Annotated in this window: 17 protein-coding genes; 9 read left to right on the top strand and 8 right to left on the bottom strand. The window is 57.5% G+C overall.

From position 1 onward, the window contains the following. Positions 1–48: 48 nt before the first annotated feature. From GH722_10865 to recR, 3 genes are read left to right on the top strand one after another with little or no spacing between them, the layout of a single operon-like run. On the top strand, positions 49–1,776 hold the full coding sequence (locus GH722_10865) for a DNA polymerase III subunit gamma/tau (protein MRG72275.1): 1,728 nt from the start codon (positions 49–51) through the stop codon (positions 1,774–1,776). Continuing rightward, positions 1,773–2,099 (top strand): YbaB/EbfC family nucleoid-associated protein, encoded by a 327-nt coding sequence (locus GH722_10860; protein ID MRG72274.1) that lies wholly within the window; start codon positions 1,773–1,775, stop codon positions 2,097–2,099. The genes GH722_10865 and GH722_10860 overlap by 4 nt, the downstream gene beginning before the upstream one ends. A 1-nt stretch (position 2,100) precedes the next feature. Then, positions 2,101–2,694: a recombination protein RecR gene (recR, locus tag GH722_10855; protein ID MRG72273.1), complete on the top strand. Its 594-nt coding sequence runs from the start codon at positions 2,101–2,103 to the stop codon at positions 2,692–2,694. Between the two features lie 152 nt (positions 2,695–2,846). On the opposite strand, the gene GH722_10850 is transcribed toward recR, so the two are convergent. Continuing rightward, positions 2,847–3,449 (bottom strand): DUF1127 domain-containing protein, encoded by a 603-nt coding sequence (locus GH722_10850; GenBank protein MRG72272.1) that lies wholly within the window; start codon positions 3,447–3,449, stop codon positions 2,847–2,849. On the opposite strand from GH722_10850, the gene GH722_10845 reads away from it, so the two are divergent. From GH722_10845 to nthA, 4 genes are all read left to right on the top strand, one after another. Further along, positions 3,317–4,618 (top strand): S8 family serine peptidase, encoded by a 1,302-nt coding sequence (locus GH722_10845; protein ID MRG72271.1) that lies wholly within the window; start codon positions 3,317–3,319, stop codon positions 4,616–4,618. The genes GH722_10850 and GH722_10845 overlap by 133 nt on opposite strands. 76 nt (positions 4,619–4,694) lie before the next feature. Beyond that, positions 4,695–5,042 (top strand): nitrile hydratase subunit beta, encoded by a 348-nt coding sequence (locus tag GH722_10840; protein ID MRG72270.1) that lies wholly within the window; start codon positions 4,695–4,697, stop codon positions 5,040–5,042. Next, the gene (locus tag GH722_10835; protein MRG72269.1) at positions 5,042–5,350 is read left to right on the top strand and encodes a nitrile hydratase subunit beta; all 309 of its coding nucleotides are present in this window, start codon (positions 5,042–5,044) and stop codon (positions 5,348–5,350) included. The genes GH722_10840 and GH722_10835 overlap by 1 nt, the downstream gene beginning before the upstream one ends. Beyond that, positions 5,340–5,963: a nitrile hydratase subunit alpha gene (gene nthA / locus GH722_10830; GenBank protein ID MRG72268.1), complete on the top strand. Its 624-nt coding sequence runs from the start codon at positions 5,340–5,342 to the stop codon at positions 5,961–5,963. Before GH722_10835 ends, nthA begins: the two co-directional genes overlap by 11 nt. Before the next feature lie 15 nt (positions 5,964–5,978). Here the strand turns inward: nthA and GH722_10825 are convergent, their stop codons facing one another. Continuing rightward, complete coding sequence (locus GH722_10825; GenBank protein MRG72267.1) at positions 5,979–7,178, bottom strand: CoA transferase; 1,200 nt, start codon at positions 7,176–7,178, stop codon at positions 5,979–5,981. 172 nt (positions 7,179–7,350) lie between these two features. Here GH722_10825 and GH722_10820 point away from each other — a divergent pair, with 172 nt between their 5' ends. Next, on the top strand, positions 7,351–10,029 hold the full coding sequence (locus tag GH722_10820; GenBank protein MRG72266.1) for a PAS domain S-box protein: 2,679 nt from the start codon (positions 7,351–7,353) through the stop codon (positions 10,027–10,029). A 2-nt stretch (positions 10,030–10,031) separates the two neighbouring features. Here GH722_10820 and GH722_10815 read toward each other — a convergent pair whose 3' ends face one another. Further along, entirely contained in the window at positions 10,032–11,372 is a 1,341-nt protein-coding gene (locus tag GH722_10815) for an MmgE/PrpD family protein (protein ID MRG72265.1), read from the bottom strand. 198 nt (positions 11,373–11,570) lie between these two features. Between GH722_10815 and GH722_10810 the strand changes: the two genes are divergently transcribed. Continuing rightward, positions 11,571–11,918, top strand: coding sequence for a DUF4157 domain-containing protein (locus tag GH722_10810; GenBank protein ID MRG72264.1), 348 nt, complete (start codon positions 11,571–11,573; stop codon positions 11,916–11,918). 60 nt (positions 11,919–11,978) lie between these two features. On the opposite strand, the gene GH722_10805 is transcribed toward GH722_10810, so the two are convergent. The 5 genes from GH722_10805 to pgsA are packed head-to-tail and all read right to left on the bottom strand — an operon-like array spanning position 11,979 to position 14,984. Further along, positions 11,979–12,461 (bottom strand): molybdenum cofactor biosynthesis protein MoaE, encoded by a 483-nt coding sequence (locus tag GH722_10805; GenBank protein MRG72263.1) that lies wholly within the window; start codon positions 12,459–12,461, stop codon positions 11,979–11,981. 11 nt (positions 12,462–12,472) lie between these two features. Beyond that, positions 12,473–12,724: a molybdopterin converting factor subunit 1 gene (gene moaD / locus GH722_10800; GenBank protein ID MRG72262.1), complete on the bottom strand. Its 252-nt coding sequence runs from the start codon at positions 12,722–12,724 to the stop codon at positions 12,473–12,475. Next, positions 12,721–13,992, bottom strand: coding sequence for a molybdopterin molybdenumtransferase MoeA (locus tag GH722_10795; GenBank protein ID MRG72261.1), 1,272 nt, complete (start codon positions 13,990–13,992; stop codon positions 12,721–12,723). Before GH722_10795 ends, moaD begins: the two co-directional genes overlap by 4 nt. Further along, positions 13,989–14,414: a hypothetical protein gene (locus tag GH722_10790; protein MRG72260.1), complete on the bottom strand. Its 426-nt coding sequence runs from the start codon at positions 14,412–14,414 to the stop codon at positions 13,989–13,991. Before GH722_10790 ends, GH722_10795 begins: the two co-directional genes overlap by 4 nt. Continuing rightward, complete coding sequence (pgsA, locus tag GH722_10785) at positions 14,415–14,984, bottom strand: CDP-diacylglycerol--glycerol-3-phosphate 3-phosphatidyltransferase (GenBank protein MRG72259.1); 570 nt, start codon at positions 14,982–14,984, stop codon at positions 14,415–14,417. Between the last annotated feature and the right edge of the window lie 32 nt (positions 14,985–15,016).

Genomic DNA, 15,016 nt, shown 5'->3' with positions numbered 1-15,016 from the left:
CACTGCCGACCACGGGATCCGTGACCGCATGACCGGCGATACCAATTCATGACAACAGACGGCGACCCCAACTACCGCGTCCTTGCCCGAAAGTATCGGCCCTCGACCTTTGCCGAACTGATTGGCCAGCAAGCGCTGGTGCGCACCCTGACAAACGCCATTGATACCGGCCGGATTGCCCACGCCTTTGTGCTGACCGGGGTCCGTGGCATCGGTAAGACATCAACCGCCCGTATCATTGCCCGCGCCCTGAACTGTACAGGTGTCGATGGCAAGGGTGGCCCGACCATCACCCCCTGTGGCCAGTGCGACAATTGCCGCGCCATTGCCGAGGACCGGCATGTCGATGTCATGGAAATGGATGCCGCCAGCCGGACCGGTATCGACGATGTCCGTGAACTGATTGAAAGCGTTCGCTATCGCCCGGTTTCTGCCCGGTATAAAGTCTATATCATCGATGAGGTCCACATGCTCTCCCGGCAGGCCTTCAACGGTCTGCTGAAAACCCTGGAAGAGCCGCCGGAGCATGTGAAGTTTATTTTCGCAACGACGGAAATCCGCAAGATCCCGGTTACCGTGCTGTCCCGTTGTCAGCGTTTCGACCTTCGCCGCGTCGACGCCGATACCCTTAGCAAGCATTTCGCCGGTATCGCCGTCAAAGAGAATGCCGAACTTGAAGACGAAGCACTGTCGCTGATCGCGCGCGCCGCTGACGGCTCGGTCCGTGACGGTCTGTCCCTGCTGGATCAGGCGATTTCCCATGGTGCCGGCAAGGTCAGCGCCGAACAGGTTCGCGACATGCTGGGTCTGGCCGACCGCGCTTTGATCTTCGACCTCTATGACCTGCTGATGAAGGGCGACATTGCCGCCGCCCTTACCTTGTTTGCCGATCAGTATTCCAGTGGCGCCGACCCCCTGATCGTGGTGCAGGACATGCTGGACCTGACACACTGGCTGACCCGCCTGAAGGCAGCCCCCGATGCCGCCAGCGAGAATGCACCGGAGGCTGAGCGTATCCGCGGTGGCGAAATGGCCACCAGTCTGCGCATGGCTGTTCTGACCCGGAACTGGCAAATGCTGCTGAAGGGACTTGGCGAAATCGAACAGGCCCCGGATTCGCGTCAGGCCGCCGAGATGCTGTTTATCCGGCTGGCCTATGCCAGCGAACTGCCGGATCCGGCAGAAGCCCTGCGAACCCTGTCCAGTGGCGGCACCATTCCTGCGGGTCCGCCGGCAGGAGGTGCTCCCCGTGGAGGTGGCGGTGGCGGCAATGGTGGCAGCGCCTCGGCTGCAATGCTTCAGGCCGAGCCGGAGGCTGCTCCCGCGGAAGTCCCGCGTGCGATTGATTCCATAGAAGCTGTCATTGCCATGCTGACCGAAGGTCGCGAAGGACTGCTGGCCAGCCAGGTCCGTAACTGGGTACGCCCGGTTACGATTGCCAAGGGCCGTATTGAATGCCGCTTTGCCGAGGGCGCCCCTGCGGACCTCGCACCAAAACTGAGTGCGGCGCTCCGGCAGCTTACCGGCGATAACTGGATGATAACGGTCGCCACGGATGAAGCCGAGGCATTGCCATCAATTATCGAAGCACGGGATGCCGAACTGAAAGTACGGTTTGATGAAGCCAGTCAGCACCCGACGGTCCGGGCATTGCTGGAAGCCTTTCCCGGCGCCCAGATAGAAGCTGTCCGGGATATCGGGCCTGACGCAGAACTGGATGCTGAAGCTGACCCCGAAGACGCCCCGGACATTGATCAGACAGAAGGTGACATATGAAAAATCTCGGGCAAATGCTCAAACAGGCGCAGGAAATGCAGGGCAAGATGGCCCAGATGCAGGAAGAACTGTCCGCCATTGAGGTTACCGGCCAGTCCGGCGCCGGAACAGTAAAGGTGACCCTGAACGGCAAGGGTGAGGCACGTGCAGTTCGCATCGACCCGGCCCTGCTGTCCGGCCCCGAAGATGTCGAGGTTCTGGAAGACCTGATCGTCAGCGCCATCAATGACGCAAAACGTCAGTCAGAGGCCCGGGCACAGGAAAAGATGGCAGAAGTCACCGGCGGCCTGCAGCTTCCGCCGGGGTTCAAGCTGCCATTCTGAGATGATCGGTCCCGAGATCGAGCGGCTGATATCGCTGCTGGCAAAACTGCCCGGCCTTGGCCCGCGCTCGGCACGACGCGCCGTGCTGCATCTGGTCAAGAACCGTGATCAGTTGCTGACTCCGCTGTCTGACGCACTGCAGGCCGCTGCCTCGACGGTGACGATCTGCAGCACCTGCGGAAATGTCGACAGCACCAATCCCTGTGGAATTTGCTCAGATGAACGGCGTGACGGTTCGCGTATCTGTGTTGTTCAGGATGTTGCCGACCTCTGGGCACTGGAACGTGCCCATGCCTTTGTCGGTCGCTACCACGTTCTGGGCGGCACACTCAGTGCACTGGATGGTGTTGGCCCCGACGATCTCGCCATTCCGGAACTCGTGGCCCGCGTTCGGTCAACCGGTGTGACGGAAGTTATTCTGGCACTCAATGCGACAGTCGATGGACAGACCACGGCGCATTATATTTCAGACAGAATTGCGGGAAATGGTGTCGATGTATCCCGTCTGGCACATGGTGTCCCGGTCGGGGGTGAACTTGATTACCTCGACGATGGTACGCTGACGGCAGCCCTCAAGGCGCGCCGCCCGGTCTGACAGCGATCGTTTTCCGGCAGGTCAGGTTAAAAGATAAATTAATGCCGAAACGAAAAACGGCTCTCCGGGGAGGCGGAGAGCCGTTTCGAAGCGCCAGACCGGCAGGGATGTTCAAGGGGGGAGAACACCGGTCAGGCGCTGATGCGCCAAAATTACTTGCGCAAAACCTGAATGACATTGCCATCCGGAAGACGGGCAAACCCGATATCCGAAAGCAGGCGATCGTCCAGCGCCTTCAGCTGACGATAGGCATTGCGATTACGCAAAGCCTTGCCAAAGCCCTTGGCTGCTTTTTCGATCTGTCTGGTTGCCGTGCGAACCAGAATAACGATTTCTTCGAAAGCCCCGCCCCAAACCGAAGACGGAATGGCGGCAAGACCTGGATTCTGATGGTAGCTGTTCATCAGTGTCTGTCCTTTGTCATGCGACATCCTGGCGCTGCCGGTGTTGTCTGTTGCGAAACGCCAGCACTCGCTGACGGGGCGGATATAGTCCTGTCGGCCGGAATCGAGAACTGCTTTTATTGCATTGCAGCATGAATGTTTGTGCATAGCCGAAAAATCAGACCGGGAGGTCACGGAATCTACGTATAGCCTGACGGTATCCGAACCTGCATTATTCAATGGCGCGAACATCCCGGACAGCGAAAGGCAAACGAGGCATGCAGAACAGGGCAACGAACAGAATAAAGCTGGTCTCTCTGTCTTCCGCATTGCTGCTTGGAGCCTCTTTGTTAACCCAGAGCTTCGCCGCATCCGAGATCCGAATTCAGCGATATGACAAAGACGGCAATGTGGTTGGTGTTGACCGCGCCCGGAACTCTGCACCAAACAGTGCACAGACAGAAAAAAGCGACGGACAGGATAACGGGATAGAGCCTGATGGCATTCTCGCTGCGGGTCCCACACATCAGATAAAGACTGCGGCCCGGGCGCTGGGCCTTTCGATCACCGGTATCGATACCCTTTCCGCTCTCGACTTGACTGTCGCCGAACTGAAGGTACCAAAAGGCAGAAGCGCTGACGATGTTCTTGCTGCATTGCAACAGCACGCCCCCGGTCTGACGTCAGACTATAATCATCTGTTTGCGGAAGCGGTCGGCAAAGCCGATACCCCCCGCGGCTTCATGGGATGGCCACGCAGTACGGCGCAATGTGGTGCCGGTGCCCGGATCGGCATGATCGACGGATCTGTTGATGCGACCCATCCGGCGTTTGAAGGTCGCGATCTTGTCGCAAAATCCTTCATCGGCAATCGTCATAACCCCGGCTCACATGATCATGGTACTGCCGTCGCCTCGATCCTGATCGGCGGACCTGACTGGGGAGGGATATTGCCGGGCGCCAGACTGTACGCTGCAAATATCTTCTACGAGAAGAACTCCGGCAAGCGCGCTGCCAGTGCCCGGGCCCTGACGAAGGCACTGAACTGGCTGCTCGACAGCGATGTCCAGGTCATCAACCTGTCGATCGCCGGACCGGACAACGCCGTTATTCGCAAGATCGTCGAGGCTGCTGCCCGACGCAGCATTGTGCTGGTTGCGGCCGCCGGAAATGGTGGCCGGAAAGCCGCCCCGGCCTTTCCCGCCGCCTATGATGAAACCATTGCCGTCACAGCCCTGAATCATGATGCGAAAATCTATACCGCTGCCAATCAGGGTGCCTATATCGACTTCGCCATGCCGGGTGTGAAGGTATGGACAGCAGTTCCGGGTGGCGGGCGGTATCAGAACGGCACATCCTTTGCCGCACCCTTTGTAACCGCACTGGCTGCTGCCGAAATGGTGAACGGGGCAGAGGGATCACCGGCCAGTCTGCGAAAACGCCTGATTCCCAATACTGTGGATCTTGGCCAGCCCGGCAAAGACAGCATCTTCGGACATGGCTTCATCAAGCAGCCTCCCCGCTGCTTTGCCATGCGATGATGGTAAAACCTGTTAAATGACCTTTTCCACAACCGGCTGACAGGTCTAGACTTCTTTCTGAAATAGAATCAGGGAGATGGCAGACATGACCAAGACAAAGACACCACATCGCGGTTATCACGATATGGGCGGTCTTGATGGTGGTCCGATTGACCAGTCAGAGCATATTCTGGCCCCGTGGGAAAAGCGGGTCGATTCAATCCGAACCCTGCTGGGTGACCAGAAGCGCCGGATCATGCGCTCTGATGCACTGCGCCATGCCATCGAAACCATGGGGCAGGAAAAATACGAAACCTATACCTATTATGAAAAATGGATCACTGCCGTCCGCAAAGTAGTGATTGATCGCGACGTGCTGACCGGCGACGAAATCGACCGGCGCAAAGCTGAAATCCGGCAGCGCCTTGGCCTGGAGGGAAGCTGATGGCTGCCCGGTTTAAAATTGGTGATCAGGTCACGGTGCGACAGGACTATCCGAAAGGACATATTCGCACCCCCTTCTACATTCGTGGAAAAACCGGGGTGATCGCTGATGTTATCGGCGCCTTCGGCAATCCCGAATCCTACTCGGTCTATGGCGACGGCCTGCCGAAGCAGAACCTCTATCGGGTCCGTTTCCGGCAGGACGAAGCATGGCCCGATTACAAGGGTGCGCCGGACGACAGCCTCGATATCGAGATTTATCAACACTGGCTGGAGCCGGTGCAGAAAGGAGCAGACCATGCCGCATGACGGCCACGATCACAGCAAGACATTCGTCCCCGATGAAGAGGAAAGCCTCAATGATTTTGCCATTGAAGAAATGGCGATCCGGGAACTGCTGATTGAAAAAGGGGTCTTCACTGCCGACGAATTCCGCCGCAGTCTGGAAATACTCGACAGTCGCAGCCCGGAAGCCGGTGCCGCAGTTGTTGCCCGAGCCTGGACGGATCCGGATTTCCGCGAGCTTCTTCTGCGAGACGGGAATACGGCTGTCGCTGAATATGGAGTCGAGATGGGAGACACCGTTCTCTACACGGTCGAGAACACCCCCGACGTTCACAATGTCGTCGTCTGCACGCTCTGTTCCTGCTATCCGAAACCGCTCCTTGGGATTCCGCCGGACTGGTATAAAAGCCGCAATTATCGTACCCGCACCGTTCGTGAACCCCGGGAAGTTCTGAAGGAATTCGGCACTGAAATTCCCGCAAACAAGGAAGTCCGGGTGCATGATTCGACCGCGGACCTCCGCTATCTGGTTCTCCCCGAACGGCCTGAGGGTACAGAAGATATGTCAGCCGAAGATCTGGCGGCTCTGGTTACCCGCGACGCCATGATCGGTGTTACCCTGGTTCAGAAATCCTGAACCAGGGCAACCTGCCTATGCCTTGAGTCCCATTTTCGTGCAATAGGCTGCCGCACGCGCTGCATCCCAGCCCAGATCAGACATCAGCAGTTCAGCTGTATGCTGACCGAGCAATGGCGGTGGTGACGGATCAACGACAGGCGTTCCCGACAATTTCAGCGGTGAGCCGGCCAGCTTCAGTTCACCGGCGGTCGGGTGATCAACTGTAACAACCATTCCCCGTTCCAGTGCTTCCGGCGCAGACAAAGCCTCGTCAATACCCCGGATCGGACCAACGGGAAGCGTGTGCTGACGCATGGCGGTGATCCAGTGATCCCGCGGGCGGGTCCGGAAGGCAGCAGACAGTTCAACCAGCAGCGCCTCCCGGTTAACGATGCGACCGGGATTGCCGGCAAATCTTTCATCTGCGGCAAGGTCAGGCCGCCCCAGAACTTCCCGGCAAAGTGTCGCAAATTGCCTGTCGTTCCCGATTGCGATCACAAAATGACCGTCAGAAGCTTCCATCGCCTGATACGGCACCACGGTCGCGTGGGAATTGCCATAACGCTTCGCGCCCTCGCCCGTGACCAGATAACTGCTGCCGACATTCGATAGCATGGCCAGCTGGCAATCCAGCAATGCCATATCGATATGCTGCCCCTTACCGGTCCGGAACCGGGAGAACAAAGCTCCCAGCACTGCCTGAGCCGCGGAAGCCCCTGTGAACAGGTCAGCAATCGCCACGCCGACTTTCTGCGGCTCCCCCTCCGGGTCTCCGGTAATCGACATCAGGCCACCTTCCGCCTGAATGACAAAATCATAACCCGGTTCGGCCGCCCGTTTGCCGGTACGGCCATAGCCTGAAATGGAGCAATAAACGAGGCCGGGATTGGAACGGCTCAGTGTTTCATAATCGAGGCCATATTTTTTCAGGCCGCCAAGTTTGAAATTCTCGACGACCACATCGGCCTTGTCGGCCAGTTCCCGCAATAACGACAGACACTCTTCATTCTTGAAATCTGCAACCAGGCTCTTCTTGTTCCTGTTCGCACACAGATAATACGCCGATTCACCCCCCGCATAGGGCGGCCCCCAGCGACGCGTATCATCGCCTCCCCCCGGATTCTCCACCTTGATTACATCAGCACCGAGATCACCCAGCACCATTGCGCACCAAGGCCCGGCAAGAACCCGGGACAAATCAAGAACGCGTATTCCTTCCAAAGCACCCTTCATTCGACCCATCCGTAAAAATACCTATCCGTTACGCAGTTCATATACATGGTCTGATGCCTTAGACTTGTTGCTCAGGTGAGGTAAGGGCAGAGTAGACAGACAGCGCACAATCTCAAGCGACTGTTGTAATCAAATGAGGGACAGAGATGGTTTTAGAGAGGCTGGCTGAGCTTTGATACGGGGAATCAGCGATACCAGCATTTCTGCTCATCTGGTGGCGATTGCCGATCTGGTAGATGTTGCAATCCTCAGCTGGGATGCTGATCTCCGCATCGTTTACCTGAATGACCGATATCGCCGTCTTATCAATACAGAGCCGGAAAATCTCTATATCGGCATGCAGCTTGAGGATCTGATCCGTATTCTGCCGCGTTCGGGAACGCTGGGCATCGTCACGGACGAGAAATCCCTAAAAGCCAATATCGATCAGCTCCGGACGATGACGTCTCCGACTGTTACTCAGCATGTCTCGACAAACGGGCGGCTGTTTGAACGTCATCGCTATCCTTTCAAGGATGGTGGCGGCTGTGTGCTGTTACGGGATGTGACATCGAACGAGCGCACCCCTCTTGGTGATTCAACCGCACTTCTCGCCGATTTTCTTCACTATCATCCGGACGGATGTGCGCTGTATGACCCCGAAGACAGGCTGATGACCTGCAATGCGATATTTGCGAAGCTTTATGGCGCCATGCCGCAGGATCTGATCGGCCTCCACTTTACAGAGATCATTGCGCTCGGAGACTCCAACAGCTCGGGCTTTCCATCCAGTGACGGGATCATCTCCGGTGGCCTGACCGCATCCCGCAAACGTCGCCGTTCGAGAGATGAGCCAAACCGCTTTGGTCTCCGCAGCCGGGATGGTCGGTTTTTCCTGATACAGGACAATGTGCTGCCAAGCGGCCACCTCCTCACATTCAGGACTGATGTTACCGACATAAGATCAACGGAAGATGCCGTTCGCCGCAGCGCACAGGCAACAGGGGCCGTTAACCGGCTGGCACGTATCGGTTCATGGTCACTCACCTTTCCAGATGAGAAACTTGAATGGTCGGATGAACAATACCGGATCTACGGGTACGAACCCGGAGAAGTAAATCCCAGCCGGGAACTGTTTCGCTCCCACATTCACCCGGATGAAAAAAGCGCTCCCGGCCGGACGATTGATTCTTCAGCTGCCAGCCACAAAGACGAACAGTGGCTCGAATTTCGGATAGTCAGAAAGGATGGTGCCGTTCGCTGGCTAAGCGGTTACCGGCAATATTTCTATTCAGAAGACGGTACCCTGCTCCGTGTTAACGGAGTGTCACAGGACATCACAGACCGGAAGCATATCGAAGAAGAAGTCGAGCGTGGCCGTGAGCTTCTGCAAAATGCCATCGACAGCATGGAAAGCGGATTTCGTCTGATCGGTCCGGACGGCACCATGGTCACCTGCAATCAGCGCTACCGGGAAATTTATCCGGAAATCGCTGATCTGCTTCAGCCCGGCACACCCATCGAGACAATGCGGCGCAAATATTACAAGGAAACCGGCACTCTCTATCACGGCGGTGTTCCCAGCGATGACACCCGGTTCACATCGCTGAAGCCGCTGAAACGCCTTGAGACCCGGACACCCTCCGGTGCGTGGATAACAGTCAGCGAAAGCCTCACCCGGGACGGCAGTCTGGTTTCTGTCGCAACGGACATTTCTGCCTATAAGGAAATCGAGCAACGGCTGGCCAGAAGTGAAGCCCGGTTCCGGTCCTTTACTGACATCAGTACCGACTGGTTCTGGGAAGCGACATTCGATGCCAAGGGCGACCTTCGCTACAGAACAATGTCGTCCCGGTTCTATGAGTTTTCCGGCCTGCAAAAGGAACAGGTTGAGGGCGAGGTCTTGCGCAAACTGCCGATCAGAGGCCGGATAAGTGAAAACGGTGCCGAAGTTGATGCCGCAATCCGGGCAGGAAAGCCGTTCCGTAATGCAGTCGTCGGCTTCCTGCGCAACGATGGCAGGCGGGTCTTTGCCAGGATCAGCGCAAAACCGGTTTCTGATACGGATGGCAATGTCACAGGCTATCTTGGTACGGGTCAGGACATCACACAGGAACGGATTCAGGCCATTGAACTGCGCGAGGCAAAGGAGCTTGCGGAGTCGGCAAACCGGGCAAAATCTGATTTCCTGGCATCCATGAGCCACGAGCTCCGGACGCCGCTGAATGCCATTATCGGTTTCTCCGAGTTGATCCAGAGCGAAATTTACGGCCCGATCGGCGCGCCACAATATCACGAATATGCGGGCGATATCATGTCGAGTGGCAATCACCTGCTTGCCCTGATCAACGATATTCTTGATCTTTCAAAGATCGAGGCCGGGTCGTGGGAACCTGTTTTCGAACCGGTAAGCCTGGTCGAAATCTCGGATCGTTGCCGACGGCTGTTTGAACGCCAGATACGTGACCGTACCCTGAACCTGAATATACAGATTTCGCAGACACTACCGGAAGTTCACACCGACAATCGGGCAATCTTCCAGATACTGGTAAACCTGATGTCGAACGCCGTAAAATTTACCAACCCCGACGGTACGGTTTCTGTCATGGCGGTTCTGGATGGTGACAACATCGAAATCTCGGTTTCCGATAACGGTATCGGTATCCCTGACCATGAGCTGTCGCGGGTTCTGGAGCCATTCGAACAGGTGGAATCCGTGCTCGAACGCAGTCACCAGGGCAGCGGGCTTGGTCTCAGCATCGTCAAATCACTGACCGAAATTCTGCATGGCGAATTCACCCTGACGAGCAAAACCGGGGTCGGCACAACGGCAACCGTACGGCTGCCGTTACAACCGGATCTGACGGACTGAGATCAGGCAGCCTTCGGTTTATCGCCGAACAGCTTGTCCAGATCAGGCGCCTGATCCAGAGACCACAACTGATCCGCCAGCGCCTGCGCGCCGGTGACACCAAAGACTGGTGCCGCCAGATCGGTCAGCTTGTCTGTGACTTCCGCATCACTGAGCGGATCTTCCGGGTCCCCCCGACGGGTGGGGGCATGATGTGAGACGACCTGACCACCGGTTGTCGTAATTTCAACCAGGGCTGACCGGATCGACGGGAACAGCTTGTCGGCTGTCTCATCAACAGAAGCTTCAACCCGGGTCATGACATCCCGTATCACCGGATCGGACAGACGCTCCGGCGTGAATGCCGCCAGACGGCAGCCTCCGGTCACCAGTGCCGCAGCCAGACAATAAGACAGGCTGAACCTTGCCTGATACGGCGATTGCGGATCGGTTGTCGCGCAGACATCCAGCGCTTTCGAATAGGTTCCAGTCTTGATCTTCGCGACATTATCAGCGTTCAGGCCATGATCGCCCCGCAGTTTCAGAACCGCATCGACCGCCGCAAAGGTATGACCGCAACAGGTGTGATTCTTCTGTGTGATCTGAAGCATCGTGTAGCCGGAGTTCAGGCGCTCAACAGCCTGCTCCCAATCCACCCCTTTGGTCAGGGCTGCGCCGAACCCAACCGGCCCTTCCAGAATATCCATCGCACCGGTAACCCCGTGGCGTGCAGCCTGTGCAGCCATCACACCGACATCAGCCGCATGTGCCGCATGCAGGGGCTTGGTCATCGCATCAGCCCGGAAAGCCTGTTGCAAACCACTGGAGAAGGTCGCCGCGGTTGCGACGGCATGCGCGATCTGTCCCGCAGATAATTCCAGCGCCGCTGCCGCACCTGCAGCCGCGCCAATAGCGCCGACAGTTCCGGTGGTATGAAAAAATTCATAGTGGGAAGGCTGAATTGCCTCGGCAATCCGGTTCGACAGCTCATATCCGCAGACAACACCCCGCAGAAAGCGGTCACCGGACAGTCCCTCGGACTGGGCGATCGCCAGAACAGCGGCAATTACCGGCGAGCCCGGGTGATAAAGGCCCGGTTTGTAAATATCATCGAATTCGATGGTGTGAGAGGCCGCACCGTTAATGAAAGCCGCCGAACGTGCCGGAGCCGCCAGGCCATCCGGTAACAGACGTGCACGGCCATGGCCAAGTTCATCAGCCATTGATTTGCGTAAAAGAGTGGCCGGTGCCTCGACACTGCCGGGTATAGCAGCAGAAAACCAGTCGACGACACAACGGCGTGCTGCATGCGACACATCATCAGGTAAAGCCTCGTTTGATATCGTCGCCGCCCGCCGGGCCATTTGCAGCAGAATTGTCATGACGTCGTTCCCCCTGTTTTTTTTCTGTTCAATTCTAGGCCTAATTGTCCGGACTTGTCGACCGGCTCTGACTCTCGCCTGAAATATTAAGCAGTCCTTAACCGCGTTCTTCAGCATTTGCTTAAGTCTTGATCCCTATTGTCGGGAGGTTGGGGAAACCGGGTGTTGGAAAATCGGAATATGACATATCGCGATACAGCTTTTGATGATGAGGAACTGCGTCATCGTCTCGAACCACACTGGTTTGAAGGCTCGTTTTCTGCGATGGGAGACGGCGGTGATCCGCTGCCTGACGAGTTGCTGAGTTTTTACGCCAAACGCTATGACTGCGATCTGTCAGACGTCCGACTGCATACAGACAACAATGCACAGGCCATTTGTTCAATGCTGGGAACCCGGGCATTCGTCGCCGGGGACAGGATCTTCTTTGCCGCAGCCTCTGCCGCACAGGACCAGACATTACTGGTGGCCAAATTGACCAAGATCGTCCGGCGGCATCTGTCAGCAAAGCAGGCTGCTGTCGCATGAGCCGCAAGATGCCGGTGTTCCCTGAACGCCCTGCCCGCACAACCCAAAGCATGCTGGAATCTACTGTGCCTGCCCGCCCCTGGTGGACGCAGACGGCCGTGCCCAGCGGTCCGCCGCTACGTCGTCTGAGGCTTTCGCGTCGACCCACTGCGGGCCTTGAGGCGTCTCTTCCAGTTTCCAGAAAGGCGCTTTCGTCTTAAGCCAGTCCATCAGGAAATTGCAGGACTGAAATGCCGCCTGACGATGCGCAGATGCCGTGGCCACCATGACAATCCGGTCACCGGGTTCCAGCCGTCCGTAACGATGAATAATCAGTGACGCATCCAGCGGCCAGCGGCGGTGCGCTTCCTGCTCGATTTCCTGCAACTGCTTTTCGGTCATGCCGGGATAATGCTCCAGGGTCATGCCCTGAATGGCCTCGCCACCGGCAATATCGCGGACCAGACCGGTAAAACTGCAAACGCCGCCAATCGAGGTCTTGCCACGGGTCAGCGCCTCAAGCTCGGCACCGATATCGAAATCTTCGCTCTGGACCCGGATCATGCCTGACCTTCCTATCCACCCGTGACCGGCGGAAAGAAGGCCACTTCATCATTCGCGGCAACCGGATGGTCCATACCGACGAACTCCAGATTAACGGCGGCCTTTACCACTTCCTGATTGGCAAAAGCATCCCGATGCCCGTCGCTCAGGGTCGCCAGATGCGCAACCAGGTCGCCAACCGTGCTGACGCCTTCCGGCAGGTCCAGTTCCTGTTCGCCATGCCCGGTTTTTGATTTCAACCAGGCAAAATACAGAACTTTCATCGCCTCACCTCACTGAACGGCAGAAAATCGATCATGTCACCGATGGATATGTCAGACATCTCCTCCGGTATTTCAACCAGCCCTTCAGCCGCGACCAGAGAATTGATGATTCCCGAACCTTCCCGAGGATAGCAGACTGCACGCCACCCCCCTGCGGCATCCGGTTCCAGCCAGGCCCGCAGCCATTCCCGGCGGCGTCCCTTGAAGCTGCGTTCGAACCCGGCACGAACCTGATACCGGCGCGACCGGACATCAGCGACCCCGGCCAGTTTCAGCAACAGAGGCCGGGCGAACATCCAGAAGGTGACCATGACCGCAACCGGGTTACCGGGCAGTCCCACAAACGGTGTTGTTCCGATCTGCCCAAAGGCGATTGGACGGCCCGGCTTGATTGCCACCCGCCAGTGATTGAGCGAACCGAGATCATGAACCGCCGCCTTGACGTGGTCTTCCTCGCCCAGCGAAACACCACCAGAGGTGATAACCGCATCCGCCCGGTCCGCCGCCTGCGCCAGTGCCGCGCGAATATCGTCAAACCGGTCCGGCAGAATGCCCAGGTCAATCAGCTCGCATCCCAGATCCGACAACAGAGCCGAAAGAGCATAACGGTTGGCGTCAAAGATACCGCCTGCGGGCGGGTCTGCCATTACGGCGGGGTCATAGACTTCATCACCCGTGGAGAAGACCGCAACCTTCAGACGCTGGCAGACCGGAAGCGTTGCCACGCCCCCTGCGGCGGCAAGGGCAATATCCTGTGGTCGCAGCCGGACACCCGCCTGAAGGATGACATCCCCGGCCGCTATATCCTCACCACGGTGACGCAGGTTGGCGCCCTTCCGGATACCGGGTTTAAGCTCGACCCGTTCACCATCAAAGTTACAGTCTTCGAGCATGAAAATCGTATCCAGCCCGTCCGGCACAACCGCGCCGGTGAATATCTGCACTGCCTCACCAGGCCTGATCCCGCCCGAGACCGGATGACCTGCCGCAACCCGCGCCGTAACATTCAGCAGGGTCAGCCCGTCAGGTTTGAGATCTGCATGCCGGACCGCAAAACCATCGACGGCAGCATTATTATGCGGCGGAGAAAACTTTCGTGCCGTCACCGGTTCTGCCAGAACACGACCGACCGCTTCGATCAGAGCAGCCTGTTCGCTTTCCACAACCGGGTGCACCCGGGAAAGCAGATTATCGAGAGCCTCACCAAACGGCGCCATCGGGCCATCAAAGGCAAAGCAGTCATTCTGCAGCGCGGTTGGCCGGTTCATGAGACCAGCTCATCAATCAGCAGCGCTGCAATGACGCCGGGCGGGTCGCTCAGCAGCCTGTCCTGCTGGCTCAGCCGGGTTTGCCCGTTTTCAGCAATTACCAGATCAAGCCCTCCGGGGTGGCAATCACCGTCAACCAGCAGAATATCCGGGCTTTCCAGCCGGTCTGCGACAGTCTTGCACTGTAATCCGTCGCCTGCCTCACACATCAGGGCGCGGGCTCTGGCGCTGGCCAGCAACACCTCACGGGCACCGGCCTTGCGATGCTCATAGGAATCCTTACCCGGAACGTCCGGATCGAAATCATCTTCATCTGACCGCAACAGCACTGCGACCGAAAGGTCACGCCGGCGCGCCTCGGTTACCAACGCCACACCGATATCCCTGCGACGCAGACTGCCGGTGAGGTTGATGATCTGCATTCAGGCCTTACCCGGCGCCGCAATATGGCGCAGACCCGCACGCAGATAATCGTAGCCGGTCAGCAGCGTCAGCAAGGCCGCCGCCCAGATGCCGTAGGTACCGATCATGACAGACGGAATGGCTTCAGGACTGTGTTCACCGACAATCAGGAAACCAAGGGCCAGCATCTGGATCGTGGTCTTCCATTTTGCCAGATTGCTGACCGGCACACTGATATGCAGTTCCGCCAGAAACTCCCGCAGGCCCGAAACCAGAATTTCCCGCATCAGGATGATCAGCGCCGGCAGCAGCGTCCAGCCGCCGATCTTGTCATAGCCGGCCAGCAGCATCAGCACGGCACCCACCAGCAGCTTGTCTGCAATCGGGTCCAGAAAGCGGCCCAGCGGTGACTGCTCATTCATGATCCGGGCGATATAGCCATCAAAGAAGTCGGTAACGCAGGCGTAGAAATACACCCAGAAAGCCAGCCAGCTGGCAGTCGAGCCTTCAAGCAGCATCATGACAGCAATCATCACCGGCACGGCAGCAATACGTGACAGGGTCAGAAGATTCGGAATGCTGGTCATCATGGTTTTGGTCCAGAACATGACGGGCCTGACAT

The sequence above is a fragment of the Alphaproteobacteria bacterium HT1-32 genome (assembly GCA_009649675.1).
GTDB lineage: Bacteria > Pseudomonadota > Alphaproteobacteria > Rhodospirillales > HT1-32 > HT1-32.
The sequence above is the reverse complement of the archived record's forward strand: the minus strand, read 5'-3'. Positions and strand labels throughout refer to the sequence as shown.

Coding starts and splice junctions, on each gene's coding strand:
- GH722_10865 (MRG72275.1), top strand. CDS start 49: ATGACAACAGACGGCGACCCCAACTACCGCGTCCTTGCCCGAAAGTAT.
- pgsA (MRG72259.1), bottom strand. CDS start 14,984: ATGATGACCAGCATTCCGAATCTTCTGACCCTGTCACGTATTGCTGCC.
- GH722_10790 (MRG72260.1), bottom strand. CDS start 14,414: ATGCAGATCATCAACCTCACCGGCAGTCTGCGTCGCAGGGATATCGGT.
- GH722_10840 (MRG72270.1), top strand. CDS start 4,695: ATGGCAGACATGACCAAGACAAAGACACCACATCGCGGTTATCACGAT.
- GH722_10815 (MRG72265.1), bottom strand. CDS start 11,372: ATGGCCCGGCGGGCGGCGACGATATCAAACGAGGCTTTACCTGATGAT.
- nthA (MRG72268.1), top strand. CDS start 5,340: ATGCCGCATGACGGCCACGATCACAGCAAGACATTCGTCCCCGATGAA.
- GH722_10795 (MRG72261.1), bottom strand. CDS start 13,992: ATGAACCGGCCAACCGCGCTGCAGAATGACTGCTTTGCCTTTGATGGC.
- GH722_10835 (MRG72269.1), top strand. CDS start 5,042: ATGGCTGCCCGGTTTAAAATTGGTGATCAGGTCACGGTGCGACAGGAC.
- moaD (MRG72262.1), bottom strand. CDS start 12,724: ATGAAAGTTCTGTATTTTGCCTGGTTGAAATCAAAAACCGGGCATGGC.
- recR (MRG72273.1), top strand. CDS start 2,101: ATGATCGGTCCCGAGATCGAGCGGCTGATATCGCTGCTGGCAAAACTG.
- GH722_10850 (MRG72272.1), bottom strand. CDS start 3,449: ATGCGGCGAAGCTCTGGGTTAACAAAGAGGCTCCAAGCAGCAATGCGG.
- GH722_10825 (MRG72267.1), bottom strand. CDS start 7,178: ATGAAGGGTGCTTTGGAAGGAATACGCGTTCTTGATTTGTCCCGGGTT.
- GH722_10845 (MRG72271.1), top strand. CDS start 3,317: ATGGCGCGAACATCCCGGACAGCGAAAGGCAAACGAGGCATGCAGAAC.
- GH722_10860 (MRG72274.1), top strand. CDS start 1,773: ATGAAAAATCTCGGGCAAATGCTCAAACAGGCGCAGGAAATGCAGGGC.
- GH722_10810 (MRG72264.1), top strand. CDS start 11,571: ATGACATATCGCGATACAGCTTTTGATGATGAGGAACTGCGTCATCGT.
- GH722_10805 (MRG72263.1), bottom strand. CDS start 12,461: ATGATCCGGGTCCAGAGCGAAGATTTCGATATCGGTGCCGAGCTTGAG.